This is a genomic window from Sphingomonas sp. 28-62-20 (assembly GCF_002281505.1).
Genome location: NZ_NCGH01000006.1, coordinates 179,875 through 204,113, shown reverse-complemented (window position 1 = coordinate 204,113; position 24,239 = coordinate 179,875). Strand labels below are relative to the sequence as shown.

Sequence of the window (24,239 nt, the reverse complement as noted above, 5' to 3'; positions counted from 1 at the left end):
CATCCATGCTGGCCTCCCTACCAGTGGACAGCTTGAATCACAGATCAGCGCGCCTGGGAATCCCCATCGATTCATTCAACTACAGAAAGACTCTAGCGGGACCGGGGAGTGAAGCAATGCTTCTACCCGCGCCTCATAGGAACCAATAGCTGCTTCATTTTCCATCGTTAGCGCGATTTCGTCTGTGCCATGGATCAAACAATCACGACGAAAGGCATCAAGATCGAAAATGAAACGATCCTGATAGGGTGTTGTTACTGTCATGGTCGTCAGATCAATCGTGATCGGCTCCGTCGTCGCGACTTCCATCAGCCGATCGATCGCGGGCTGCGGCAGGACGACGGTGACCATCCCGTTTTTGAAAGCATTGCCCGAGAAAATGTCGGAAAAAGATGGCGCGATCACCGCCATGATACCCCGGTCCATCAATGCCCATACGGCGTGCTCGCGGCTCGATCCGCAGCCGAAATTAGCCCCGGCGATCAGGATCGTCGCCCCCTGATAGGCGGGATCGTCGATCACATTGCCCGGCACACGACGCAGCGATTCCAGCGCATGCGCGCCCAGGCCAAGGCGCGTGACTGTCTTGAGATGATCCGCCGCGATAATCACATCGGTATCGATATTGGCGAGACCAAGCGGGATTGCGCGGCCAGTGACTTGGTCGACGGGGTTCATGCCATCATCTCCCGCACATCACTGAGCCTGCCGTTGATCGCTGCTGCTGCTGCCATCGCCGGCGAGACGAGATGCGTGCGCGCGCCGGGCCCCTGGCGGCCCATGAAATTGCGGTTCGACGTCGATGCGCAGCGCTCGCCCGGCGGCACTTTGTCAGGGTTCATGCCCAAGCACATCGAGCAGCCAGGCTCGCGCCATTCGAAGCCCGCCGCGATGAACAGCTGATCAAGCCCCTCGGCCTCGGCCTGGCGCCTGACCAGGCCGGATCCGGGCACGATCAATGCTTGCCGAATGCCCGGATGGACATGGCGGCCGCCGATGATCGCGGCTGCGGCCCGTAGATCCTCGATCCGGCTATTGGTGCAGCTGCCGATGAAGACATGCTGGACGGCAATGTCGGTCATCGCCGTGCCGGGGGTCAGCCCCATATAATCGAGTGCCTTGGCGGCAGCGGCCCGCTTGACGGGATCAGCAATGGCTGCCGGATCGGGGACCATGCCCGACACACCGACCACGTCATCCGGGCTGGTGCCCCAGGTGACGCTGGGTTCGATGCTGGCGGCATCGATCACGACGCGCTTGTCGAAATGCGCGCCGTCATCGGTCTTTAGCGTGCGCCAATAGCTGACCATCCGGTCCCAATCAGCACCGCTGGGGGCCATCGGGCGACCGGCGAGATACGCAAAGGTCACGTCGTCGGGAGCGATCAAGCCGGAACGGGCGCCTGCCTCGATCGACATATTGCACACCGTTAGCCGCGATTCGATGCTCATCGCTTCAAAGGTCGATCCGCGATATTCGATGACATGGCCGGCACCACCCGCGGCACCAATCACGCCGATAATCGTCAGGATCAGGTCCTTGGCCGTGACCCCAGGGCCAAGATCGCCGTCAACGCGGACTTCCATCGTTTTTGACGGGGTGAGCAGCAAGGTCTGCGTGGCGAGGACATGCTCGACCTCGCTGGTGCCGATCCCAAAGGCCAGCGCACCGAGCGCGCCATGCGCCGCTGTATGGCTATCCCCGCAGACCAAAGTCGTGCCCGGCAAGGTGAACCCCTGTTCGGGGCCGACGACATGGACAATCCCCTGTTCCGCCGCGCGATCAGTGAAATAAGGAACGCCGAACAGCGTGACATTGGCCTCAAGCGCGGCAAGCTGCGCCGCACTCGCCGGATCGGCGATTGGGATGCGCTTGCCATCGGCATCGACCCGCGCAGTGGTCGGCAAATTGTGATCCGGCACGGCAAGCGTCAAGTCAGGCCGCCGCACGCGCCTGCCCGCCAGCCTGAGCCCTTCAAACGCTTGCGGCGAGGTTACCTCGTGAACAAGGTGACGATCGATATAGATCAGGCACGTGCCATCATCGCGTCGATCGACGACATGTGCGTTCCAGATTTTTTCATAAAGCGTTTGCGGGTGCGGCTGCATGGTCATGTTTCCTAAAGCTCTTTTGCCGGGCATTCAGGCCGCAGCATCAGCCGATAGTTGCAGCCGCGCGCGGACGGCATCGCCAAATTCGCTGCATCGCGCGGTACCGCCAAGATCCGCGGTGCGCACCCCGTCCAGCAAGGTATCGCGAACCGCATCGCGCAGCGCCTGCGCGGCTGATGCATGGCCCAACGCGGCCAGCAGCATCGCCGCACTTTCCATCATCCCGGCCGGATTGGCGCGATCCTGCCCGGCAATGTCGGGCGCGGAGCCGTGGATTGGCTCGAATAGCCCTGCCCCGGCCCCGCTAGCACCCGTGCTCGCAGAGCCCAACAGGCCGATGGATCCCGGAATCACCGACAATTCATCTGACAGAATATCGCCGAACAGATTTTCGGTCAGGATCACGTCGAACCGCTTGGGGTTCTTGATCAATTCCATCGCGGCGGCATCGACATAGAGATGATCGAGCGTGACACCCGGATAGGATGTCGCGACTTCCGTGACGACCCGGCGCCAGAGCTTCGATGAGGCGAGCACATTGGCCTTGTCCACTGACGTCACGTTGCCGGAACGCCGCTCCGCTGCCTGGAAGGCAACATGGGCAATGCGTTCAATCTCCGCGCGGCTATACGCGCAGACATCGCTGGCATGATCGTCGGCCAGAATATGCTCGCCGAAATAAAGCCCGCCGGTCAGTTCGCGGACGACTAAAATGTCGATCCCAGCAACCAGTTCAGCGCGAAGCGGGGACAAATCTTCCATCCCACAGATCATACGGGCCGGGCGCAGATTGGCGAACAAGCCGAGTTCCTTGCGCAGCCGCAACAGGCCCGTTTCCGGCGTTATGGCCAGACCAGCCCATTTCGGCCCGCCAATCGCCCCCATCAAAATGCCGTCCGCCGCGCGCGCCGCCGCCAGCGTCGCCTCGGGCAGCGGATCGCCCTGCGCATCGATTGCGACGCCGCCGAATTCATAAGATGTAAAGCGCATACCGATCGCGAAACGTTTGGCCAGGATGGTCAGGCAAGCGATTGCCTCCGCCGTAACCTCAGGCCCGATGCCGTCACCGGGCAGAACCGCGATATCGGCAATCATGCTGGCGTTGCTGGTGGTCAAGAAAGTCCCTTTTCCCCAAAAGAAAGCCCTCGATCCCGATCGGGAATGAGGGCGGATCGGCGGTCTGAATTGGTGCCCGCTCCTTATCAGCAAACTAATATTGCGCAAGAATGGAGTTGGTGCGATGGAAAGTTTCGTCGATTCCGCAAACCTACCCCCAAAGGCGATGACATGACCGATCCCGCGCTCCCCCCGCGTGACTTGCCGTCTCGTGAACTGATCAACGGCGCCGCCCGGGCCCCAGCGCGCGCGATGCTCCGCGCCACCGGGCTTGATGATGCTGCGATGGCCAAGCCAATGGTCGCGATCGTCAATAGCTGGTCGAATGTGTCGCCCTGCAACATCAATCTGCGCGACCTGGCCGAACATGCCCGTGCCGGCATCATCGAAGCCGGTGGCACGCCAGTCGATTTCAACACAATCGTGGTCACCGACGGGATCGCGATGGGCACGCCGGGCATGCGCGCCTCGCTGATGAGCCGGGAATGCATCGCTGATTCAGCCGAGCTCGCGGTGCGCGGGCACATGCTTGATGCCGTGCTGTTCCTGGTCGGCTGCGACAAGACGATTCCTGCCGCTGCCATGGCGGCTGCACGGCTCGATCTGCCTTCCGTCATTCTCTATGGCGGCTCAATCATGCCCGGCAAGCTCGGCAGCAAGGCAATCACCATTCAGGACGTGTTCGAAGTCGTCGGTGGGCACGGCGCCGGCACGGTCGATGATGCCGGCCTGCTTGCCGTGGAAAAAGCAGCCTGCCCCGGTGCGGGTGCCTGTGGCGGGCAGTTCACCGCCAATACGATGGCGCTGGCGATGAGCTTCCTTGGCTTTTCGCCCATGGGGTTGAACGATGTGCCTGCCCCACACCCCAGCAAGAACGACACCGCGCGCGAGGCGGGCCGCATCCTGATGGATGCGGTGCGCGAAGGCCGCAACGCCCGCCAGTTCATCACGCCCGCCAGCCTGAAGAACGCGATCGTCGCTGGCACGGCAACGGCGGGATCGACCAACCTGATCCTGCATCTGCTCGCCATCGCGCGCGAAGCCGGGATCGGCGAAGACCATTTTGCGATCGATCTGTTCGACGACATCTCGCGCAGCACCCCCGTTATCGCTGATCTCAAACCTGGCGGTCGTTTCATGGCGCCGGATATGTCGGCGGCGGGCGGCACCGCATTGCTAGGCCGGCGCTTGATGGAAGCCGGGTTGATCACTGATGCGCCAACGGTGACCGGCAAGAGCCTGTTCGATTATTTCCGCGACGCCCCCGAAACGCCCGGCCAGCAAGTTATTCTGTCGGCTGACCACCCGCTCAAACCGCGCGGTGGCTATGGCATTCTATATGGCAATATCGCGCCCGAAGGCTGTGTCGTGAAGCTCGCCGGGCATCAGCGGATGCAGCATGAAGGCCCGGCCAAGGTGTTTGACGGCGAAGAAGCGGCTTTTGCCGCCGTCTCGGCTGGTCAGATCGAGCCGGGCGATGTCGTGGTGATCCGTGGCGAAGGGCCGGTCGGCGGCCCAGGCATGCGCGAAATGCTGGGCGTGACCGCTGCCATCCAGGGGCGCGGGCTTGGCGACAGCGTCGCGCTGGTGACCGACGGGCGTTTTTCCGGCGCGACCTATGGCTTCATGGTCGGCCATATCTCCCCCGAAATGGCGCGCGGCGGCCCGATCGGCCGGCTCATGACCGGTGACCGGATCCTGATCGATGTCGAAGGCCGGACGATTTCAACCGACGCTGATCTGGATAGCCGCCCGGCGGCATCACCGCCCAAGCGGGTCGTAACCGGGGCATATGCCAAATATGCCGCCCTGGTTGGATCAGCATCGCAAGGGGCAGTGACGAGCGGGGTTTAGCCAGCCCGCCCGCGCCAGCACGCCTGCCCTTAATGCGCCAGCTTGCCGCCCTTACGGGGGATGAAATGCAGGGCACCGGCAATTGCTGCGCCGACTATAAGACCGATAATCGCCGATCCAATAGCGCCGACCAGCCATTCAACCAGCCCGGCCATCATTGGCATGGCAGCTGCCGCGCCATGCGCGGCGCCATGCACCAGATGCGGAATGGCCTCCAGGTGGAACACCTCAAGGCCATGGATGATGATGCCGCCGCCGACCCACAACATCGCCACTGTGCCAATCGTCGCCAGCGCTTCCAGCAGCAACGGCATCGCCTTGACCAGTCCGCGGCCGATCGCGCGCACCATTGGCGGCTCGCGCCGGGCAAGGTTCAGGCCGATATCGTCCATCTTCACGATGATCGCGACCACGCCGTAAACGCCAACCGTCAAAACGACGCCAACCACGGCCAGTACCGTCGCCTGCATGGCAATCGCCATCACCGGCAAGCCCGCCAGCGTGATCGCCATAATCTCTGCCGAGAGGATCAGATCAGTACGGATCGCGCCCGCCACCTGGCGATCTTCGAGGGCGCGTGGATCAGTGATCTCCACGGCCTCGCTAGCATGATCATTACCGGTGAGCGCTGAAATGATCTTTTCCGCCCCTTCGAAACACAGATAGGCGCCGCCCAACATCAAGATCGGCGTGATCGCCCAAGGGGCAAAATAGCTGAGCACCAATGCCGCCGGCAGCAGGATCAAAATCTTGTTGCGCATGGAGCCGATCGCGATCTTGCCAATGATTGGCAGTTCGCGATCCGGCGTCAGACCAATCACATAGCTTGGCGTCACGGCTGTATCGTCGATGACGACACCGGCAGCTTTGGCGCCAGCCTTGCCAGCCGCGCCCGCGACGTCATCAACCGATGATGCCGCCAGTTTTGCGATCGCCGCAATATCGTCGAGTAATGCTACCAAGCCACCTGGCATGTCCGAATCCCCCCAAGACGCGAACTCGCGCCCTTATTCCTTAGCGATCCGCAGCGTCTGCGCAAAAGCCTGTGATCCAAAGAGCGAAGGGTTTTTCGGGGCAGCGGGTTACAGCAAGAGACGCCCAGATCCGGTGAGGAGTTCCCGATGCGCTTGCCCTTGTTGATTGCCGCGATCGCAGCGCTTAGCGGCGCGGCCTTTGCCCAGAACGCCAGTTCGCCCTCCGCGCCCGAAGCGACCAACCCAGCACCGCCCCCGGCCGCTGGTCAACGCGGCGCGGTAATGCAGGCCTGTCGCGTGGACTTTCAATCGCTTTGTGGCGGGATGGTGCCGGGCGATGGCAAGTTTGGCCCCTGCGTCCGTGCGAACCGCGAAAAAGTCTCGCCGAGTTGCCAGGCAGCATTGCAATCGATCCGCGCCACCCGGCTGTCACGCCAAGTGCCCCAGTCCCAGCCCCAACTGGCGCCCCAATAGATTTCAGGCAGCCATCAGCCCAGCGCGTGCTTCGGCGATCTGTTGGGCAAACACCGCTGGCTGATTTAGTGCGCGGGCGACAATCAGCGCCCCTTCGATCCGGCTGATCGCGGTGCTGGCGGCCGTCTGCGCTGATTCTTCTGATGCGCCGGTATCGACCAGCATCGCTTCAAGCGCTGCCAGCCAGTCCGCAAGTGCCGCCGCCAGAATATCCCGCACCGGCGGCGGGGCACCGGCCATCGTCATGCTGGCAATCAGGCACGGGGCCTGGCCATCGCGGAACAAGGTTTCGACACCGGCCAGCATTGCGGCGGTGCGGTGTTCGCGATCGCCGGGTGCGTTGAGCGGTGCAATGACATTTGCCTTGACCCAATCGACCGCCGTGCGCGCGACCGATTGCGCCATATCGTCCTTACCGCCCGGAAAATGGTAATAAAGGCTTGATCGCCCAAGCCCGGTCTGCCGGGAGATATCGCCAATCGACACGCCTTGGAAACCAAGCGTGCGGAACATCTCGTACAAGGTTGCGATCAACGCATCGCGCGGGGTTTCGGAATCGCTGACAGCCATGATCCCTCAATCCTCCCAAAAGGTTGCCCGCCGCAAGCCCAAAGGCTTACGGCGGGCAGGACCATCGCTGTTCCAGTGCGTCAGGCGGCAATTGCCGCGACGGGGAAGTCAACTTCGGTGCCGAACACTTCGTTGACATAGTTGGTCAGCGTGTTGAGCGCGACATGGGCGACAATTTCGACGAGCTGGGCATCGGTGAAACCAGCATCGCGAACCGCGTCGAGATCGGCAGCACTGACCTGGCCGCGCGTCTCCGTAACCTGCTTTGCAAAGGCAACAGCGGCGTTGGCGGCTGCGTCGGTGGAACCACCACGACGATTGGCTTCGATTTCCTCATCGCTCAGTTTGACGAGGTTCTTGGCGATATAGCCATGGGCCGAATTGCAATAGGTGCAGTGGTTTACATTGGCGACGGCCAGCGCGATCCGTTCGCCGGTCTTGGCACCGAGCGTGCCTTTGCCGAGCGCGCCGCTCAAGCCAAGAAAGCCTTCAAGCGCGGCCGGGCTGGTCGAAACCAAGCGAAACAGGTTCGGCACCGAGCCAAGCTGGCCGTGTACCTTGGTGAGGAAAGGCTGCGATGCAGCAGGCGCGGTGTCGATCGAGTCAGGATAAGAAATGCGTGCCATGGAGAAGGTCCTTTGATTGATGCGTGTCCGCGTCACTGCGGATGCACGTCAACTAGACTGTACCGAACGTTCGGTACAGTTAGCTTTGCTATGCAGCGTTAAAGGATAGCTTCGCCATGGATCACAGCAAAAAGGCGGGGGCAGATCGGTCCGCCCCCGCCCTTCCCCAAGGCTGTTGTGACGTCGGAGTGGACCAACCTATCCCCCGTTCGCTCAGGGAGAACGAGTGTGCGGTTCAATCGACCTAACGTCGTCACATGCTATTCGATCAGCGCACGCGCGCTATCAAGCCGGGTGGCATAGGCATTGATCACCGCCGCAGTGCGCACAGCATATGTTGCCGCATCGTCAAAGCGCCGCTCTTCAATCGCTTCCCGCACCCCCGGCAGCGTCTTGGCTCCATAGCCAGTGAAACGACCGGGCGCGTAAATAAGATTGCGGAACCAGGGGCGACCCGGCAGGCCTTTGTCGTCAACCAAAAGCTGATCGATATCGGCAAGCAAAGCGTTGAGCTTCTGGCGGGTGGCGGGCACCAGTCCAGCACCCTTGGCCGCATAGGCGGCATCATAGGCCATTGCGCTCGCCTTGAGACGGGCCACGGCATTTTCCAGCACGGCGAGTTCGATATAGGGTGTCGGCACGACCGGTGGCGGCGCGGCAATGGGATCAAGCGGATCGCTCGCAAGACCGAATGCCCCGTCCGCGATCAGCTTCGACCGCTTCTCATCGGCGACACGGCGGTCGGTCGCAAGCTTCTTCACCTCAGCGAGATAGCCCGACACCGCATTGGCGAAGTCGCCGAACCGCTGCGGCGGGGTATCCGCCTCAGCAATGCGCAGCACCAGGCGGCCGACCGTTTTTGACAGCACCGTGCCATAGACAAGCCCCGGATCGTCAAAGGTCGTAAAATGATGATAGCTGTCGTAGATCGAATGGTAGACGCCGTCGCCTTGATCCTCCCCCCCAAAGCTGATGTTAAGCGCCGGCAGGCCAAGATGCTGCAGGAACGCCGAATAATCGGAGCCTGACCCGAGCGGCCCCATCACCAGATCGCCCCCCGCCTCAGCACCGGCGAGCAAGTCTGCTGGAAAATTACCGCCGACAAAGGCATCCGCCCGTATCCCCTTTTGCAGGCGCTCCAGCACGCTGCGCCCGGTTTGTGGATCGGTCACATCGGCGGCGACGCTGCTGACGAGATGCTGATAGTCATGGCTGCCCAACGCCCCCAGAAACCCGCGGCCAGAGCCATCGGTGTTGATGTAGATCAGCGCCTTGGCCTTGAGCTCCACTGCATGCGTTTCGGCCCATTCGGTCGATCCGATCAGGCCAGGCTCCTCGCCGTCCCAGCTTGCATAGACAATCGTTCGATCGGGTCGCCAGCCGGTTTTGAGCAGCGCGCCAAGCGCCTTGGCTTCTGACAGCATCGCGACATTGCCCGACAGCGGATCCTGCGCGCCGAACACCCAGGCGTCATGATGATTGCCGCGGACAATCCACTGATCGGGATATTTCGCGCCCTTCAGCGTCGCGATTACGTCGTAAAGCGGCTTCAACGTCCAGTCCGACTTAACCGCCAGATGCACCTTCACGCCGCCGTCGCCGCCAAGATGATAGGTCAGCGGTAGCCCGCCCCGGAAATTGGCCGGCGCCTTGCGCCCGCCGAGCTGGCTCAGCAGCTTGGTGGCATCGCCATAGGAAATCGGCAGCGCCGGGATTTTCAAGATCGTCGGTGCGGTTTCCCGTGTGAGCCTTTTGGCTCCCTCGGTCGCGCCGATACCTGGTGTGAGCGGATCGCCGGGCGCCACAACCAGATCGACGACAGATCCGCGCTGCACCCCGGTTGGCGGCCGCGTGCCGCCCTTAGGATAAGTGTCGCCGGCGACATAGCCGTCCTGCGCGGGGTCCGAATAGATCAGGCAGCCGATTGCGCCATGTTCCTGCGCCAACTTAGGCTTCAGCCCGCGCCAGCCGCCGCCATAGCGCGTGATGACGATCTTGCCCTTGACGCTGATTCCGCGCCGCTCAAGCGCTTCATAGTCCTCGGGCAGGCCGTAATTGACATAAACCAGATCGGCGGTGACATCGCCGTCGCCCTGATAGGCGACATAGGGCGGCAAGGCGTTGGCGAGTTTGCCCGATGTATCATCTTCCGCAAGCGTCGGCTCCTGGCCGCCAAGCTTGATCGCATTGGGCGCAATCATCTCGATCGTGGTGGCGATCGGGGTCGGATAGAGCACCTGGAACGTTTCGATATGCGCATCCCAGCCCCATGATTTGAACAGGGCGAGCGTCGCCTCGGCATTGGCTTTGTTATGCGGCGATCCGACCTGATTGGGCTCGGCGGCCATGCGCTTCAGCCACTCGATCTGGTCGCTGGCGCTGATCTGCGCATCGAACGCCGCCTCAAGCGCCCGGCCGCTTTTTGGCCCGGCAGCGGGCGCAGCTGTCGCCAGCGCAAGTCCTGAAATCGCGGCGAGCAGCATCGCATGTCTGGCCATAAATCCCCCCTGTTCGGATGATTGTTATCGGGGAGTTTGGCGGGGCCAGTGCGGACGCGCAAGCACTGTTCCTGTGCGTCGCCAACCGCCGGGGGTCAGGGCAACGGATCAGCCCGGAGCAGCGCCGCCATGTCGGCGACATCGCTTGCCACTTGGTCGGCAAGCCGGGCTTCCATTGCCCGATAGCGAGCCAGAACATCGCGACCCGCATCGGTCAGCCGCGCGCCCCGCCCCTTGCCGCCGCCAGCCGTCGCCTCGACCAATCGATCCTGAAAACAGCGGTTCATGCTATCGACCAGCAGCCAGGTCCGCCGATAGCTCATGCCGAGCGCGCGCCCGGCGGCCGAGATCGATCCGCTGCGGTCAATTGCCTCCAGCAGATCGGCCTTGCCGGGCCCCATCGCGGGTTCATCACCGCAATAGAGCTGCAGCTTCAATTTGAGCGGACCAACGCGCATCACAGCCTCTCCTGGTGCCACCATAGCATTGGTGATGACCCTGGGTAGAACCTGAAGCGGGCCGCGCCTGCGTTGCGTAACGCGCCCTCTTTGCTACGACCTGTCGCCAGCAGAGAGGAAACCCGCATGCCGCTATATGAAGTTGAGGGCAAACGCCCGGTTGTCGCGCCCGAAGGCGCCTGGGTCGCGCCGAGCGCCGATGTGATTGGCGAGGTCCTTCTGGGCGCGCAATCAAGCGTCTGGTTCGGGGCGGTGATCCGCGGTGACAACACCCCGATGATCATCGGCGCGCGTACCAACATCCAGGAATCGGCGATGCTCCATTCCGATTTCGGCGCGCCGCTGACAATCGGCGAAGGCTGCACGATCGGCCATCATGCCATCCTGCACGGCTGCACGATCGGCGATTCGGTGCTGATCGGCATGGGGGCGATTGTCCTCAACCGCGCCGTCATTGGCGCAGGCTGCATTGTCGGCGCAGGGGCGCTCGTCACCGAAGGCAAGGAATTTCCGCCGAACAGCCTGATCGTCGGCAGCCCCGCGCGCGCGATCCGCGAGCTCGATGCTGCAACCGCCGCCATGCTCAAGGCGTCTGCCGATCACTATGTCGACAAGAGCCAAAGCTATGCCAAGGGGCTGACCCGCGTCGATTGACGCGGGCGAATCCTGTCGGCGCTTTTTATAAGGATGGCATAGATGAGGCTTAAATTAGTATTAGCAGCATTTTTGGCAGTTCCATTACTGTCCTGCTCGCACACAAACGGGTTTAGGTTTGTTAACCTGTCTGCGCGCCCTCTTGTTGTGATTGACCGTTATAGGGATAAAAGATCGACCTTTTTGCCAGGTGCTATGAGCAGATTGATCCTCCTAACGAAAACTAATCAATACGAGCTAATACGACCGGAAGAACCTAGCTGCCGTTACAGTTATCCATCAATAACGGGCGGCACATTCCCGATTCCCGATGGCCGAGGGATTCTTGATGGCAATTCCCCATGGACTTTGACTTTAATTACGATTGATCAAAACCTAGTCGCGCGAGCATATGCCTATCAAAAGGGCAAATCTATCGAGCAGAGTGTCGAATTTCAGCGCGGTGGTTTTCCGGCTAAACCGGTACGAGTGTGTTCGGATAGATCACTTTAAACCCCACACAATTAAATTAACGTTTGAATTACTGGATATTGTAGATGCATTGTTGCAAGGCGACAGTCTGTTAGACCTTCTCAATGAGTTTATTTTTTTCGCGCCAAGGTCTCGGAAGGTCGACCTTCTCGCATAAATGGTCGGGTGGTGCTTTCCCAACCTCCGTCGGCAAAGTGGATGAAGGTTGGTCTTGGCGGAATTATCGTTGCTGCGTCCATTTGGGTGACAACGGGTTCCTACGCGCGCATCAAGACTGATCTGGGGGTCATCACTTGACCCAGGCGGTCACCGCTGGCCGAGTCCGATCGGCAAGCTGCTGGCGAATACCCATTACGGCCACTGTCCGCTTGGCCCCGCCCTGCGACGCGACCGGCAGATTCTTTTCGGCAAAGGCAAGGATTTTCGCCGGCATCGCCGGATCGCTCGACCCCGACCCCAGGCTGGGCACATAGCCCGACCGCGTGCTCGTCTCCAAGAAGCTGTTGACCAGATCGAGATGCGCAATCGCATAATCAAAGGCAAGATCAGCGTGACGACCGGAAATTGCGCGCAACAGGCTCGATTTCTGCGGTGCCGTGAAATCATCCGCCGTCAACAACTCCAACGCCCGGTCCGCGAGCGCCGCATCGCGCGCTGAGCCGAGCAACTGCACATAACCGTTGCGCACAACCGGGTTCGTCGTGGCGCGCGTGAGTTTGAGCAACGCATCCCATTCGGCGGGCGTGGCGTTGACGGCATAAGTGGCCAGGATTGGACCGCGAATGGCGGGCGGGATCGCACTGCCATCGGCAATCAGCGCCGCCACATAGCGACGCGCTGCAGCTGCCACTTCGGGATCGCCATTCACGCCCAGGCGCCGGATGGCATTTTCGCGCAAATTGGTGATTAGCGGCGATTCACCCGCCTTTTCCTCAAAGCCGACCCGCTTCATCACTGGCCCCAGAAAGGCGACAGTGCGGGCGCGCACTGGCGTCTCCAGCGGCGTGCCTTCAAACACCCCGATGATCGTGCCGAGTTGGTCGGACACCTTGGCAAGTTCCAGCGGATTTGCGTCGGGCTTCACCTCGCCAATCAAGGCAAGGTACCGCGCCAGATCCTGATCCCCACTGAGCGCCAGCGCAAAATCGTCACCAAGCGTGCCGAGCCGATCGGTGAGTTCCATTTTGGTATAGTCGCGCACCAGCGCGGCATGCCCGGCATCGTCATACCGTGCGCGCAAATAGCTGCCTTTGTCGCGGTTGAGGACAATTGTGCCGCAGCCCTGAACATTGACCAGTGTCGGCGCTTCGCCGCTCACGACTGTGCTCATCACTGGTCCACCAACCATGCCCAGCGTCAGCGGTACGTGCCAGGTTTGCGGCTTTTTCGACGGCGCATCGAGCCCAAACCGGCCTTGCGAGAGCAGCACTTGGGTCTGCCCATTGGCGCAGGTTGCCCCGGTTAGCGTGACCATGGGCACGCCGCCTTGCAGCGTAAAATCATGCGCGCTCGTCACCACTGGCTTACCCGAAGCCTTTTCGAGTTCAGTCCAAAGCTGGTCGGTTTCGGTGTTCCGGTATTTGAATTTCGCCATGTAGTTGCGAATACCTGCCCGGAACGGGTCGGCGCCGATCGTGGATTCAATCATGCCGATCACCGCCTGGCCCTTCTGATAGGTGATCCCGTCAAACGCCTCGCCGATCTGATCGACGGTTTCGACCTTTTGGATGATCGGGTGCGTGGCTGCTGTCGCATCCAGCCCGATCGCGCCCTCGCGATCATTGGCCACCGCGCTGGCCTTCGAAAACCAATCGGGGTTCAGATCATTGCTGGCCTTGTTTTCCATCCATGACGCGAACCCCTCATTGAGCCAGAGATCGTCCCACCAGCGCATCGTCACCAGATCGCCAAACCATTGGTGCGCCACTTCATGCGCAACAACGGTGAAAATGCGTTCGCGCCCGCTTTGCGTTGCGCGCTTGGGATCGAACAACAGGGTTGGTTCAAAATAGAAAATGGCGCCCCAATTCTCCATCGCACCGAAAAACTGGCTGGAGCCGGGCCCGGCAATCATATCGAGCTTGGGCAGCGGATAGGGTTGGCCGAAATAGTCGTTATAATAGGTCAGCAGGCGTTTGGCCGATGCCAGCGCATAATCGCCCTGATCGACCACACCGCGCCGGGTAATCACACCGATCTCGGTTTTGCCGGCCATGACCGTTTTGCGTTCGACATCGCCCATGCCCAAAAAGAGCAGATAGCTGGACATCACCGGCGTCTCGGCAAAGCTGAACAGCTTACGGCCATCTTCCTGGGGGGTGATTGTTGCCGGCATGTTCGAGAAGGCGGTCTGCCCAGAGGGGGCGACGGCGCTCAGCTTGAACGTGGCCTTGAACGCCGGTTCGTCGAACATTGGCGCAAAACGGCGCGCATCGGGCGCCTCAAATTGGGTAGCGAGCATCCGGGCATCGCTGCCATCGGGATTTTTATAATCGATTGCGAAAAAACCAGCGGCAGTGTCGTTGATTTTGCCGCTCCAAGCGAAACTGAGCACGTGCTTGCCCGGCTTGGCAGCGGCGGGCAGCGTGATCGTCATCGTTTGATCATCCGGAGAGAGCGTAAATGCCGCCTTCTCGCCATCAAACATCGCAGAGGTGATGGTGAGGTCGGCTGCATTCAGAATGATCGTGCTGGTCGATTGCTTGACATCGACCGTCAACGTCTCGCGGCCGGTGAAGGTCTTGGCCTTGGCATCCGGATCGATCGTAATGTCATAGACGATGGGCAGCACGGTGCGTGGCAACTCGCCCGCAGCCAATGCCGGCGTTGATACCCCGGCCATCAAAGCAAGCGATAGGAGGGCGGCAGCAGAAACCTTCATCACGATACTCCAGATTGGATGCCGAGCGACCCCTAACCATTTCGTCAAGCGATGCAATTCCAGGGGTGCTGGACAGACTAATCAGTTGCGCTATGAAACGCGCATGAGCCTTCCTTCGCTTTTCGATCGCCTGCGGCTGCCCGTTATCGGGTCCCCGCTCTTCATCATCTCCGGTCCCGATCTGGTGATCGCCCAGTGCAAGGCAGGGATTGTCGGGTCATTCCCGGCACTGAATGCACGGCCGCAGGGGCTGCTGGATGAATGGCTGCACCGGATCACCGAGGAATTGGCCGCCTGGAACCGTGACAATCCCGATCGGCCGGCAGCGCCATATGCCGTCAACCAGATCGTCCACCGCTCGAACGACCGACTGGAAGCCGATCTGGCGACCTGCGCCAAATGGCAGGTACCGATTACGATTACCTCGCTCGGCGCGCGCGAAGACCTGAACGCGGCGGTCCACGGCTGGGGCGGCATCACGCTGCACGACATCATCGATGATCGCTTTGCCCGCAAGGCAATCGAAAAGGGTGCAGACGGCCTCATCGCCGTTGCCGCCGGTGCTGGTGGCCATGCCGGTCGGCTGTCGCCTTTCGCGCTGATCCAGGAAATCCGGCAATGGTTTGACGGCCCGCTGGCGCTTTCAGGGTCGATCGCCAATGGCGGCGCAGTGCTCGCCGCGCAGGCGATGGGTGCCGATCTCGCCTATATCGGTTCGGCCTTTATTGCCACCGACGAGGCCAATGCCGACGCCGCCTACAAGCAGTCAATCGTCGATAGCAAAGCGGCGGACATTGTCTATTCCAACCTGTTCACCGGGGTGCATGGCAATTATCTGCGCAGCTCGATCGAGGCAGCCGGGCTTGATCCCGATAATCTGCCCGAGGGCGATTTGAAGACGATGAACTTCGGCGGCGATAATGGATCAAAAGCCAAGGCTTGGCGCGACATTTGGGGCTCTGGTCAGGGCATTGGCGCGGTCGATGCGATTGAAAGCGTCGCGGTGCGGGTCGATCGGCTCGAAGCGGAATATCGCGCTGCCCTCGCCCGGATTGCGCCAGCGCGGCAATCCGTAGTCGCCTGAACGACCGAAAAGGCTAAAAGGCGACTTCCAGCCGCTCGAGCATCGAGCGCGCCGGGCTCAAGGCGGGCAGCGATTCGACCTGGGCATCGTCGAGCATCGCTGTACGGCGGAACAATTCCACGCTCGCGCCGATCAGCGCCTGCGCTTGTCCGGGCATCGCCGCGAACGCCGCCGCATCGGACACGGGTGCTGCCCCTAATCGGCGCGACGGATCAAGCGCATCCCGCTGGCTCATTTCGCCGGCATCGATCGCCCGCTGGGTCAGCAGCCAGGCGATGACGTGCATCAGCCGAGTCGTCACCTTGAGCGCTTCACAAGAGAATGCCACGCGCGAAAGCGGATCGAGCGCCTCGCGCTCCTGCCGCCCGCCGTCATCGAAATAGGTCCGCGCTTCGTCGGCAAGCAGCATCGCTTCGACATAGAGCGAATCAATTAGCCGACGATGGACGCGCAGTTCGATCACAAAAATCCCCTGTAACGCTTCGTGCCAGAAATGGGGTTGCCCGCAATAGCCCAGTTATTCGGGTCGGTTAGGCCATCCGTCCCATATCGGATCGATTAAGCGATGATATCAGGCACCAGCTGATCGGCGAGCATGGCAATTTCGTCACGCAGACGCAGTTTGCGCTTTTTCAGCCGCGCGATCTGCAATTGATCGGTCGAATTTTGCTCCAGCAACGCGTCGATGGCGGAATCGAGATCGCGATGTTCGATTCGTAGCAGTTCGATTCGCTTCGCGATCAGGCGCTCGTCCATCTCAACTCCTCAACCACCGCCTTCACCCTTAGCAAATTGGTGAAGCATCGCGAGGGGCAAAACCGACTATCGACAAAAAGCGGGGATCCACCGCGATCAACCACACAGGGGGGCGACAAGCCGTCCATTGCGTGATTTACTGAACTTTCGACTCGGTGAAGTCGATCATCAACCAAGGAGGTTCGCTCTCATGCATAGCGCTCATCTTTCGGCACTGGAAGCAAAGCACGCAAAACTCGACAGCCGGATTGCCAGTGAATCGCGACGTCCATTGCCCGATCCACTGACGCTCGCGGCGTTGAAAAAGGAAAAGCTGCGATTGAAGGAAGAGATCAGCATCGGCTGATCAGTCACCAGGGCGATCCGGTTAGGCGCCGGTATCGCCCTGACGGTTGCAGATCCTAGGGTTACAGGTGCAACGCTTCAGCGCGTCGGCAAAATCGGCAGGATTGGCTTCACATAGACCGGGGTTTGGGTGCCACCACCGATTGGCTTGCGCGCCAGAATCGGATCGATCATTTGATCAAAGGCGACGCCAACCCGGCCAGCTGCGTACCAAGCGATTTTGCCGCTGATCCAGCCCACGCCACGGACATCCAGCTCCACCTCTGTGCCTTGAGCAATCGGGCTCGACACTTCTGCCATCAAGCCGCCCGCCGAAAGGTTGCGGATCCGCACCTGTTCGGACTGACGTGACCCGGCCAAGCGAAACTGGGCGACGAGGAACAGGCTGTCCCGAACCTCATGGCGCTGGCTGGCCGCATCATCTGCTGCGGCCATTTTGAAGGGATCGTGTGCGAACTGGTCCATCTATCCTGCTCTGAAAGAAACAAGGCTGATGGGGGCATTTAGACCAGGAAACTTATCAAAAGGCTTAACGCAGCCCCTTCCCGATTACTCTTCGCGCGAAATTTTTTCGTGGCGCTCGTGGCGCTCCTGCGCTTCGACGGTCATCGTCGCAATTGGCCGAGCCTCCAGCCGGGCCAGCGAAATCGGTTCGCCGGTGACTTCGCAATAGCCATATTCGCCTTCATCAATCCGGCGAATGGCAGCGTCGATCTTTGAGATCAGCTTGCGCTGGCGATCACGAGTGCGCAGCTCGATCGACCAATCCGTCTCACTTGATGCCCGATCGGTAAGATCGGCTTCGCGCAAACTGTCGGTCTGCAACTGGGTTAGCGTCCCCTGCGCCTCAAGCAAAATCGCCTCTTTCCAGGCATTGAGCTTGTCGCGAAAATAATCGAGCTGCTGCGGATTCATGAAGGGCTCATCCGCACTCGGACGATAGCCATCAACGCTGCCCGCCTTTGGCAGCGAATCGGATTGGTTATGATCACCCACGCGTTTCAACACCGTTGCCATCCCCACTCTCCGGTCGACCGTAGCCCGGCAACTTAAGCGCCTCGGCTGGCCCTTCGCGGCGCTATACTCACGCAATCAGCGCACCACAAGCAACTGAAACGGCCGAAGCGACGCTTTTCCCGTCCCTTATCGATTTCTGCAACCTGGCGTGCGAATTGAAGCACAAACCCAGATGGACTAGGCTTACGTCCGCATCAATAATCGATACCGAATAGTTAACACTGACCGACCTGACGCTCGATATTATGTCCCGGCATGAAACGTTAACCATAGGGAATGCAGGTCAAGGACAAAGACCTGGCGACCAATGGGCAATTTGTTGGTTAACGCGGTTGAACTTAATATTTTCTTCTGCACTTTGGTTCAACAACGGCACGCCTGCTGCTGACTGAACCAGCGAGCGGCAACGCAGTGCGGTGAAGAAAGTGAGACGTGATGTCTGTTCGGATGGCCTTGGCGAAACTTTGCGCCTGCACCTGCGGGGGTGCCCTGATCGGTGGTGGCGCCGTGCATGTCACCGAATCGGCCCAGCCACGTCACGCCTATGTAAAAAAAGCGCATGCGAAGCGCGTCGTGCGCTCGGTCGCGCGCCGGTCGGCAAGCCGGGTGCGCCGCGTCGTCACGCAAACAACCGCGGCTTGTCCGCCTGCCGTTATTACTGTCGCCAGCCAGGGCACGCCGGTGCCCTTGCCGCCCCCTTATCTCGGCTCCAGCGGTGAATTTCCCGTTGTCTCGAGCAGTGGCGGCGTTGGCGCAGGCCCCGTCCTGATCGGCGGCAGCGGCGGCTTTGGTGGCGGAGGCTTCTTTGCCGGTGGATTCTTTGGCGGCGGCGGTGGCGGCGGCGGTGGCAACATCGTCATTTCGTCGACATCGAGCACCAGCGGCGGATCGACATCGTCAGGGGCGTCGTCAGGGGCATCATCGGGTGCCGCGTCGTCGGGCGCAACGTCGTCCGGCACGACGTCGTCCGGTACCACCTCTTCTGGCACCACCTCATCGGGCACGACCGGGTCCAGCGGGGTGATCATCAATATTTCGTCGACTTCGAGCGGATCAATCTCCAGCGGCGGGACATCGACCAGCACCGGCGGATCATCCACAGGCGGATCATCCACAGGCGGATCATCCACCAGCACAGGCGGATCGTCCACAGGCGGATCGTCCACAGGCGGATCATCCACCAGCACCGGTGGATCGTCCACCGGTGGATCGTCGACCAGCACGGGTGGATCGTCCACCGGCGGGTCATCGACGAGCACTGGCGGCTCCTCAACCAGCACGGGTGGGTCGTCGACGAGCACGGGCGGGTCTTCAACCAGCACGTCAAGCGGTGGCAGTGGGGGTAGCGGCGGCAGTGGCGGCAGCGGCGGATCGTCAACCAGCAGCTCGACCAGCACGGGCGGTCTATCGACCAGCACCACCTCCTCGACTGGCGGCTCATCGACCAGCAGCAGCAGCAATGTCGCCTCCTCATCGAGCAGCAACGTTGCCTCTTCAAGCTCGACCAGTTCGAGCAGCAATGTCGCCTCGTCGAGCAGCACAAGCTCGAGCGGCTTCAGCACCAGCAGCACCGGTTTCAGCACCAGCAATGGCATGACCACCAGCGGCATGACGACCAGTGGCATGACCAGCAGTGGCATGACGAGCAGCGGCGGGCCGCCAACGCCCGTTCCTGCCCCGCCAATGGTATTGCTGTTTGGTGCCGCCGCCGCCGCGCTGGTCGGCCGCAAGCGCTTCGCCAAAAAGGCAGCACCGCCCGCCACCGACGCGTGAAGGCTGCGACGGGAGTCGTTCAGCCCCCGTCGGACAGTGCTCGGTGCTTGCGCGGTGCGCGGCGGCCCGCCATAGCCTGCGGCCATGCACGATATCCGCCTGATCCGCGACAACCCGCACGCCTTTGACACGAGCCTCGCCCGGCGCGGCTTGGCGCCGGTTGCCGCTACGCTAGTTGCGCTTGACGAGCGTCGCCGCGCGCTGATCACCGAAGCCCAGCTCGGCCAGGCACGCCGCAATGAAGCCTCAAAAGCAATCGGCGCGGCGATGGCCAAGGGTGACAAAGATGTGGCCGAGGCGCTGAAGGCTGAGGTTGCCTCGCTGAAGGAACGGATGCCCGCGATTGAGGCCGAGGAAAAGCTGCTCGGCGAGCAATTGCAGGCTGCGTTGGCGATCATCCCGAACCTGCCCGCCGCCGATGTGCCCGATGGCGCAAGCGAGGAAGACAATGTCGAGGTCACCCGTTGGGGCACGCCGCGCGCGTTCGATTTTGCGCCCCGCGAACACGCCGACCTCGCGCCCGCGCTGGGCATGGATTTCGAAACAGGCGCGCGACTTTCTGGTTCACGCTTCACCTTCCTGCGCGGCGATATGGCGCGCCTGCACCGCGCGCTCGGCCAGTTCATGCTCGACGTGCAGACCCGCGAGCACAGTTATGAGGAATGCAACCCGCCGGTACTCGTCAAGGACGAGGCGATGTACGGCACGGATAAACTGCCGAAGTTTGCCGAGGACAGTTTTCGCACCACAGATGATCGCTGGCTCATCCCCACCAGCGAAGTATCCCTCACCGCCAGCGTCATGGGCGAGCTGCTCGACGACAGCGCGCTCCCCATGCGTCTCACCGCGCTCACGCTATGCTTCCGCTCCGAAGCGGGCGCGGCGGGGCGGGATACGCGCGGCTTCATCCGCCAGCACCAGTTCGAAAAGTGCGAGCTGGTCAGCATCGTTCGCCCCGAAGATTCCGAAACCGAGCACCAGCGCATGGTCCGCGCGGCCGAGACGATCCTCGAACGCCTGAACCTGCCCTATCGCAAGCTGTTGCTGTGCACCGGCGACATGGGCTTTGGCGCGCGCAAAACCTATGATCTTGAGGTCTGGCTGCCCGGACAGGGCGCTTACCGCGAGATTTCCTCCTGCTCGAACACCGGCGATTTTCAGGGCCGCCGCATGAACACCCGCTACCGCGTCGCGGGCGAGCAAAAAAAGACCGAGTTCGTCCACACCCTCAACGGCTCCGGTCTCGCCGTCGGTCGGACCTTGGTGGCGGTGCTCGAAAATTACCAGAATGAAGACGGCAGCGTCACGGTGCCAGAGGCGCTGCTGCCCTATATGGGCGGTATCGCCCAATTGGAGCCACAACGCTGATGCGCATCTTGCTCACCAATGATGATGGCTATTACGCGCCCGGCCTGAAGGTGCTGGAGGCGATTGCCGCGACATTATCTGACGATGTCTGGATCGTCGCCCCGGCCGACGAGCAATCGGGCGCTGGCCATTCGCTCACCCTCACCCGGCCCTTGCGCGTCCGCAAACATGGCGAAAAGCGCTTCGCGGTCGCGGGTACACCGACCGATGCAGTGATGATGGCGCTGGCCAAGATCATGAAGGACACCCCGCCTGATCTGATCCTGTCGGGCGTCAATCGCGGCGCCAATCTAGCCGAGGACGTGACCTATTCGGGCACCGTTTCCGCCGCGATGGAAGGCGCGCTGGCCGGGGTGCGATCGATCGCGCTGAGCCAGGTCTATGCGCGCGAGGGCATGGGCGATGTCGTGCCGTTCGATGCGGCGCAGGCATGGGGGGAGAAAGTGCTCCGCCCGCTGATCGATGCGCCGCTGGCGCCGCGCACGCTGATCAACATCAATTTTCCCGCGCTGGCTGCCGACAAGGTGCTCGGCGTGCGCGTCGTCGCTCAGGGTTTGCGCGATTATGGCCGGTTGCAGATCATCGGCAATCGCGATCCGCGCGGCTATGAATATTTCTGGTTCGGGCTTGGCCCGTCGATCGAAACGCCGGCGCATTCAACCGATGTCGAAGCAGTGGCAGACGGGTATATCGCCGTCACGCCGCTGCATCTTGACCTGACACATCGGGATTCGCTCGATATGCTCACCGACATCTATGCATAACGGCGTGGCGATGGGGGGAGGATCATGCGCATAATCGGCAAGATGATTTTTCCCCTGGTGCTGGTCGCGCTGTTGCCCGCCTGCATCCCCAATGGCGGTCGCTATGATGTCTACCGCGACCCTGGGCCGCAAATCGATCCCGGCCCCATCGATCGGGGACCGATTGAACCAATATCGCCGGGGCAACGGCAACAGGCATGGGAAGCGCGCCCGGTTTCACCCGATGCCCAGAATGTTGCCGCTGGCGACTATATCGTCCAGCCCGGCGACACGCTGCGCGGTATTGCCAATCGGACGGGCGCCGGATCGGAAGTTATCGCCCGCGCCAATGGCATTTTGCCGCCCTATACGATTTATGCCGGGCAACGGCTGAATATCCCGGGTGGCCGCTATCACCTTGTTCGCCCAGGTGAGACCGGCATCGCCATTGCCCGCGCTTATGGCGTCAGCTGGTCGCGGATTGTCGCTGACAATGATCTGGTCGAACCCTTTGTGCTGCGCGCTGGCCAGCGCATCATCATCCCGCATGACGGCCCGTTGACCCCGGCCGAGCGCGCCGCAGCCTTCCATCTCGACATTGAGGATATCGTCACCGGCGGTGAACCCGCGCTCGACGCCAATCAGCGCCCGGCGCGCCCGACCACTTCGCCCAGCCGCATCTTGCCGCCCACTGCCGCTGTTGAGCCGCCACTGCGGCGCACCGGCGCGTTCATCTGGCCCGTCAATGGCGCCGTGATCCACAAGTTCGGGCCAGGCGCGAGTGGTGAGCGCAACGACGGAATCAAGATTGCAGTGCCGCTCGATACGCCCGTGCTTGCCACCGCGGATGGCGTGGTTGCTTATACCGGCGATGGCGTCGCCGGGCTTGGCGGGCTGGTGATGCTGAAACATGGCGATGGCTGGACCAGCGTCTATGGCCATAATCGCCAGTTGCTGGTGCAGCGCGGCCAATCGGTTAAGCGCGGCCAGGCGATTGCGCTGTCGGGCGATACGGGTTTTGCTGATCGCCCCGAACTCCATTTCGAACTGCGCAATGGCCGCACCGCGGTTGATCCGCTGGGGCAATTGCCGAAACGCTGAGGCAAGGGCGACGTTGCGCGCGGCCCGGCTCTTCCGGTAAGGGCCGCTGCCATGACCGAATACACCTCTGATCTGCTCCGCCTGCTCGATGCGCGCGGCTATATCCACCAGCTGACCGATGCAGCCGGGCTCGATGCGCTTGCGGCAAAGCAGGTGGTGCCGATCTATGTGGGTTTTGACGCCACGGCCCCCTCGCTTCATGTCGGCAACCTTGTCTCGGTCATGCTGCTCCGCCGCGCCCAGCAGGCCGGGCACAAACCGATCGTCATCATGGGCGGCGGCACCACCAAGATCGGCGACCCGTCCGGCAAGGACGAGGTCCGGAAGCTGCTCGACGATGACGGCATCAACGCCAACATCGCCTCGATCCGCCGCGTGTTCGAACGCCTGCTGACCTTTGGCGACGGGCCGACCGATGCCGTGATGGTCAATAATGACGAATGGCTGAGCAAGCTCGGCTATATCGACATGCTCCGTGATGTCGGCCGCCACTTCACGATCAACCGGATGCTGACCTTCGATTCGGTCCGCCTTCGCCTTGATCGCGAGCAGCCGCTGACCTTCCTCGAATTCAACTACATGATCCTTCAGGCCTATGATTTTCTGGAGCTTTCGCGCCGTTACGGCTGCCGCGCCCAGATGGGCGGATCGGACCAATGGGGCAATATCGTCAACGGCGTTGAGCTTACCCGCCGGATCGACGGCACCGAGGTGTTCGGCGTCACCACGCCGCTGATCACCAAGGCAGACGGCTCCAAGATGGGCAAATCGGTGTCGGGTGCGGTGTGGCTGAATGAGACGCAGCTATCCAACTATGACTATTGGCAGTTCTGGCGAAACACCGATGACCGCGATGTGGGCCGTTTTCTGCGGCTGTTCACCGATGTGCCGCTCGATGAGATTGCACGGCTGGAAGCATTGCAGGGTGCTGAGATCAACGAGGCCAAGATCGTCCTCGCCAATGCAGCCACCGCCATGTGCAGGGGTGATGCCGCCGCGACAGAAGCAGCCGAAACCGCGCGCAAGACCTTTGAGGAAGGCGCATCGGGCGATGCATTGCCCAGCCATAACGTCGCCAAAGGCAACATCACGCTGGTCGATGCGCTGGTCGCGCTTGGCTTTGCCGCGTCCAAAGGGGAAGCGCGGCGCCTGATCAAAGGCGGCGGCGCTCGCGTCGAGAGCGAAAAGATCACCGACGAGAATTTCATGATCGCGATCGGCGCCGAAACAATCCGCATTTCCGCGGGCAAGAAGAACCACGGCCTGCTCAATCCCGTTGAATAGCAAACGGAAAAATTCGCTTAACCCTCTCTGTAGCGATCCTCTTCATCCGCCACCTTTAGTTTCCGTAAGGGCAGCGATGGG

Annotated in this window: 23 protein-coding genes; 9 read left to right on the top strand and 14 right to left on the bottom strand. The window is 61.5% G+C overall.

The features are described from left to right. Positions 1 to 75: 75 nt before the first annotated feature. From leuD to leuB, 3 genes are read right to left on the bottom strand one after another with little or no spacing between them, the layout of a single operon-like run. A complete protein-coding gene (gene leuD / locus B7Y43_RS06605) occupies positions 76 to 678 on the bottom strand; it encodes a 3-isopropylmalate dehydratase small subunit (protein WP_374130823.1) in 603 nt (200 codons plus the stop codon). Beyond that, positions 675 to 2,108 carry a 3-isopropylmalate dehydratase large subunit gene (gene leuC / locus B7Y43_RS06600; RefSeq protein ID WP_374130837.1) on the bottom strand — a complete coding sequence of 478 codons (1,434 nt, stop codon included), beginning with the start codon at positions 2,106 to 2,108 and terminating at the stop codon, positions 675 to 677. The genes leuD and leuC overlap by 4 nt, the downstream gene beginning before the upstream one ends. A 33-nt stretch (positions 2,109 to 2,141) precedes the next feature. Continuing rightward, positions 2,142 to 3,206, bottom strand: coding sequence for a 3-isopropylmalate dehydrogenase (leuB, locus tag B7Y43_RS06595; RefSeq protein ID WP_374130836.1), 1,065 nt, complete (start codon positions 3,204 to 3,206; stop codon positions 2,142 to 2,144). A gap of 192 nt (positions 3,207 to 3,398) precedes the next feature. Here leuB and B7Y43_RS06590 point away from each other — a divergent pair, with 192 nt between their 5' ends. Further along, the gene (locus B7Y43_RS06590) at positions 3,399 to 5,081 is read left to right on the top strand and encodes a dihydroxy-acid dehydratase (RefSeq protein ID WP_374130822.1); all 1,683 of its coding nucleotides are present in this window, start codon (positions 3,399 to 3,401) and stop codon (positions 5,079 to 5,081) included. 29 nt (positions 5,082 to 5,110) lie between these two features. Here B7Y43_RS06590 and B7Y43_RS06585 read toward each other — a convergent pair whose 3' ends face one another. Beyond that, entirely contained in the window at positions 5,111 to 6,055 is a 945-nt protein-coding gene (locus B7Y43_RS06585; RefSeq protein ID WP_374130821.1) for a DUF808 domain-containing protein, read from the bottom strand. A 147-nt stretch (positions 6,056 to 6,202) separates the two neighbouring features. On the opposite strand from B7Y43_RS06585, the gene B7Y43_RS06580 reads away from it, so the two are divergent. Continuing rightward, complete coding sequence (locus B7Y43_RS06580; protein WP_374130820.1) at positions 6,203 to 6,529, top strand: hypothetical protein; 327 nt, start codon at positions 6,203 to 6,205, stop codon at positions 6,527 to 6,529. A 3-nt stretch (positions 6,530 to 6,532) separates the two neighbouring features. On the opposite strand, the gene B7Y43_RS06575 is transcribed toward B7Y43_RS06580, so the two are convergent. The 4 genes from B7Y43_RS06575 to B7Y43_RS06560 all read right to left on the bottom strand — a co-directional run bounded on the left by B7Y43_RS06575 (position 6,533) and on the right by B7Y43_RS06560 (position 10,681). Further along, on the bottom strand, positions 6,533 to 7,099 hold the full coding sequence (locus B7Y43_RS06575; RefSeq protein WP_374130819.1) for a TetR/AcrR family transcriptional regulator: 567 nt from the start codon (positions 7,097 to 7,099) through the stop codon (positions 6,533 to 6,535). An 80-nt stretch (positions 7,100 to 7,179) separates the two neighbouring features. Then, positions 7,180 to 7,725 carry a carboxymuconolactone decarboxylase family protein gene (locus tag B7Y43_RS06570; protein ID WP_374130818.1) on the bottom strand — a complete coding sequence of 182 codons (546 nt, stop codon included), beginning with the start codon at positions 7,723 to 7,725 and terminating at the stop codon, positions 7,180 to 7,182. A 260-nt stretch (positions 7,726 to 7,985) separates the two neighbouring features. Then, complete coding sequence (locus tag B7Y43_RS06565) at positions 7,986 to 10,223, bottom strand: transferrin receptor-like dimerization domain-containing protein (protein ID WP_374130817.1); 2,238 nt, start codon at positions 10,221 to 10,223, stop codon at positions 7,986 to 7,988. A 95-nt stretch (positions 10,224 to 10,318) separates the two neighbouring features. After that, positions 10,319 to 10,681 (bottom strand): winged helix-turn-helix domain-containing protein, encoded by a 363-nt coding sequence (locus tag B7Y43_RS06560; RefSeq protein ID WP_374130816.1) that lies wholly within the window; start codon positions 10,679 to 10,681, stop codon positions 10,319 to 10,321. 126 nt (positions 10,682 to 10,807) lie between these two features. On the opposite strand from B7Y43_RS06560, the gene B7Y43_RS06555 reads away from it, so the two are divergent. Further along, on the top strand, positions 10,808 to 11,335 hold the full coding sequence (locus B7Y43_RS06555) for a gamma carbonic anhydrase family protein (RefSeq protein WP_374130815.1): 528 nt from the start codon (positions 10,808 to 10,810) through the stop codon (positions 11,333 to 11,335). 760 nt (positions 11,336 to 12,095) lie between these two features. Here B7Y43_RS06555 and B7Y43_RS06550 read toward each other — a convergent pair. Further along, positions 12,096 to 14,687, bottom strand: a complete 2,592-nt coding sequence (locus tag B7Y43_RS06550) for a M1 family metallopeptidase (RefSeq protein WP_374130814.1) — start codon at positions 14,685 to 14,687, stop codon at positions 12,096 to 12,098. Between the two features lie 103 nt (positions 14,688 to 14,790). Between B7Y43_RS06550 and B7Y43_RS06545 the strand changes: the two genes are divergently transcribed. Continuing rightward, positions 14,791 to 15,771 carry a nitronate monooxygenase family protein gene (locus B7Y43_RS06545; protein WP_374130813.1) on the top strand — a complete coding sequence of 327 codons (981 nt, stop codon included), beginning with the start codon at positions 14,791 to 14,793 and terminating at the stop codon, positions 15,769 to 15,771. A 13-nt stretch (positions 15,772 to 15,784) separates the two neighbouring features. Here B7Y43_RS06545 and B7Y43_RS06540 read toward each other — a convergent pair whose 3' ends face one another. Further along, on the bottom strand, positions 15,785 to 16,234 hold the full coding sequence (locus tag B7Y43_RS06540) for a DUF1465 family protein (protein ID WP_374130812.1): 450 nt from the start codon (positions 16,232 to 16,234) through the stop codon (positions 15,785 to 15,787). Between the two features lie 95 nt (positions 16,235 to 16,329). Continuing rightward, entirely contained in the window at positions 16,330 to 16,527 is a 198-nt protein-coding gene (locus B7Y43_RS06535) for a YdcH family protein (RefSeq protein WP_374130811.1), read from the bottom strand. A gap of 190 nt (positions 16,528 to 16,717) precedes the next feature. On the opposite strand from B7Y43_RS06535, the gene B7Y43_RS06530 reads away from it, so the two are divergent. Further along, positions 16,718 to 16,873 (top strand): YdcH family protein, encoded by a 156-nt coding sequence (locus B7Y43_RS06530; protein WP_374130810.1) that lies wholly within the window; start codon positions 16,718 to 16,720, stop codon positions 16,871 to 16,873. 77 nt (positions 16,874 to 16,950) lie between these two features. Here the strand turns inward: B7Y43_RS06530 and B7Y43_RS06525 are convergent, their stop codons facing one another. The 3 genes from B7Y43_RS06525 to B7Y43_RS06515 all read right to left on the bottom strand — a co-directional run bounded on the left by B7Y43_RS06525 (position 16,951) and on the right by B7Y43_RS06515 (position 19,748). After that, entirely contained in the window at positions 16,951 to 17,337 is a 387-nt protein-coding gene (locus B7Y43_RS06525) for a PilZ domain-containing protein (protein WP_374130809.1), read from the bottom strand. 84 nt (positions 17,338 to 17,421) lie between these two features. Then, entirely contained in the window at positions 17,422 to 17,889 is a 468-nt protein-coding gene (gene dksA, locus B7Y43_RS06520; protein WP_374130808.1) for an RNA polymerase-binding protein DksA, read from the bottom strand. Between the two features lie 698 nt (positions 17,890 to 18,587). Then, entirely contained in the window at positions 18,588 to 19,748 is a 1,161-nt protein-coding gene (locus B7Y43_RS06515) for a hypothetical protein (protein WP_374130807.1), read from the bottom strand. On the opposite strand from B7Y43_RS06515, the gene serS reads away from it, so the two are divergent. From serS to tyrS, 4 genes are read left to right on the top strand one after another with little or no spacing between them, the layout of a single operon-like run. Then, positions 19,747 to 21,030 (top strand): serine--tRNA ligase, encoded by a 1,284-nt coding sequence (gene serS, locus B7Y43_RS06510; RefSeq protein ID WP_374130806.1) that lies wholly within the window; start codon positions 19,747 to 19,749, stop codon positions 21,028 to 21,030. The two genes, B7Y43_RS06515 and serS, sit on opposite strands and share 2 nt — an antisense overlap. After that, a complete protein-coding gene (gene surE / locus B7Y43_RS06505; protein WP_374130805.1) occupies positions 21,030 to 21,794 on the top strand; it encodes a 5'/3'-nucleotidase SurE in 765 nt (254 codons plus the stop codon). The genes serS and surE overlap by 1 nt, the downstream gene beginning before the upstream one ends. 24 nt (positions 21,795 to 21,818) lie before the next feature. Beyond that, positions 21,819 to 22,874 carry a M23 family metallopeptidase gene (locus B7Y43_RS06500; protein ID WP_374130804.1) on the top strand — a complete coding sequence of 352 codons (1,056 nt, stop codon included), beginning with the start codon at positions 21,819 to 21,821 and terminating at the stop codon, positions 22,872 to 22,874. A gap of 51 nt (positions 22,875 to 22,925) precedes the next feature. After that, on the top strand, positions 22,926 to 24,158 hold the full coding sequence (gene tyrS, locus B7Y43_RS06495) for a tyrosine--tRNA ligase (RefSeq protein ID WP_374130803.1): 1,233 nt from the start codon (positions 22,926 to 22,928) through the stop codon (positions 24,156 to 24,158). Positions 24,159 to 24,239: the final 81 nt, after the last annotated feature.

Bases quoted from the DNA above. Each gene is read 5' to 3' on its own strand.
- leuD (WP_374130823.1), bottom strand. From the start codon at position 678: ATGAACCCCGTCGACCAAGTCACTGGCCGCGCAATCCCGCTTGGTCTC.
- leuC (WP_374130837.1), bottom strand. From the start codon at position 2,108: ATGCAGCCGCACCCGCAAACGCTTTATGAAAAAATCTGGAACGCACAT.
- leuB (WP_374130836.1), bottom strand. From the start codon at position 3,206: ATGATTGCCGATATCGCGGTTCTGCCCGGTGACGGCATCGGGCCTGAG.
- B7Y43_RS06590 (WP_374130822.1), top strand. From the start codon at position 3,399: ATGACCGATCCCGCGCTCCCCCCGCGTGACTTGCCGTCTCGTGAACTG.
- B7Y43_RS06585 (WP_374130821.1), bottom strand. From the start codon at position 6,055: ATGCCAGGTGGCTTGGTAGCATTACTCGACGATATTGCGGCGATCGCA.
- B7Y43_RS06580 (WP_374130820.1), top strand. From the start codon at position 6,203: ATGCGCTTGCCCTTGTTGATTGCCGCGATCGCAGCGCTTAGCGGCGCG.
- B7Y43_RS06575 (WP_374130819.1), bottom strand. From the start codon at position 7,099: ATGGCTGTCAGCGATTCCGAAACCCCGCGCGATGCGTTGATCGCAACC.
- B7Y43_RS06570 (WP_374130818.1), bottom strand. From the start codon at position 7,725: ATGGCACGCATTTCTTATCCTGACTCGATCGACACCGCGCCTGCTGCA.
- B7Y43_RS06565 (WP_374130817.1), bottom strand. From the start codon at position 10,223: ATGGCCAGACATGCGATGCTGCTCGCCGCGATTTCAGGACTTGCGCTG.
- B7Y43_RS06560 (WP_374130816.1), bottom strand. From the start codon at position 10,681: ATGCGCGTTGGTCCGCTCAAATTGAAGCTGCAGCTCTATTGCGGTGAT.
- B7Y43_RS06555 (WP_374130815.1), top strand. From the start codon at position 10,808: ATGCCGCTATATGAAGTTGAGGGCAAACGCCCGGTTGTCGCGCCCGAA.
- B7Y43_RS06550 (WP_374130814.1), bottom strand. From the start codon at position 14,687: ATGAAGGTTTCTGCTGCCGCCCTCCTATCGCTTGCTTTGATGGCCGGG.
- B7Y43_RS06545 (WP_374130813.1), top strand. From the start codon at position 14,791: ATGAGCCTTCCTTCGCTTTTCGATCGCCTGCGGCTGCCCGTTATCGGG.
- B7Y43_RS06535 (WP_374130811.1), bottom strand. From the start codon at position 16,527: ATGGACGAGCGCCTGATCGCGAAGCGAATCGAACTGCTACGAATCGAA.
- B7Y43_RS06530 (WP_374130810.1), top strand. From the start codon at position 16,718: ATGCATAGCGCTCATCTTTCGGCACTGGAAGCAAAGCACGCAAAACTC.
- B7Y43_RS06525 (WP_374130809.1), bottom strand. From the start codon at position 17,337: ATGGACCAGTTCGCACACGATCCCTTCAAAATGGCCGCAGCAGATGAT.
- dksA (WP_374130808.1), bottom strand. From the start codon at position 17,889: ATGGCAACGGTGTTGAAACGCGTGGGTGATCATAACCAATCCGATTCG.
- serS (WP_374130806.1), top strand. From the start codon at position 19,747: ATGCACGATATCCGCCTGATCCGCGACAACCCGCACGCCTTTGACACG.
- B7Y43_RS06515 (WP_374130807.1), bottom strand. From the start codon at position 19,748: ATGGCCGCAGGCTATGGCGGGCCGCCGCGCACCGCGCAAGCACCGAGC.
- surE (WP_374130805.1), top strand. From the start codon at position 21,030: ATGCGCATCTTGCTCACCAATGATGATGGCTATTACGCGCCCGGCCTG.
- B7Y43_RS06500 (WP_374130804.1), top strand. From the start codon at position 21,819: ATGCGCATAATCGGCAAGATGATTTTTCCCCTGGTGCTGGTCGCGCTG.
- tyrS (WP_374130803.1), top strand. From the start codon at position 22,926: ATGACCGAATACACCTCTGATCTGCTCCGCCTGCTCGATGCGCGCGGC.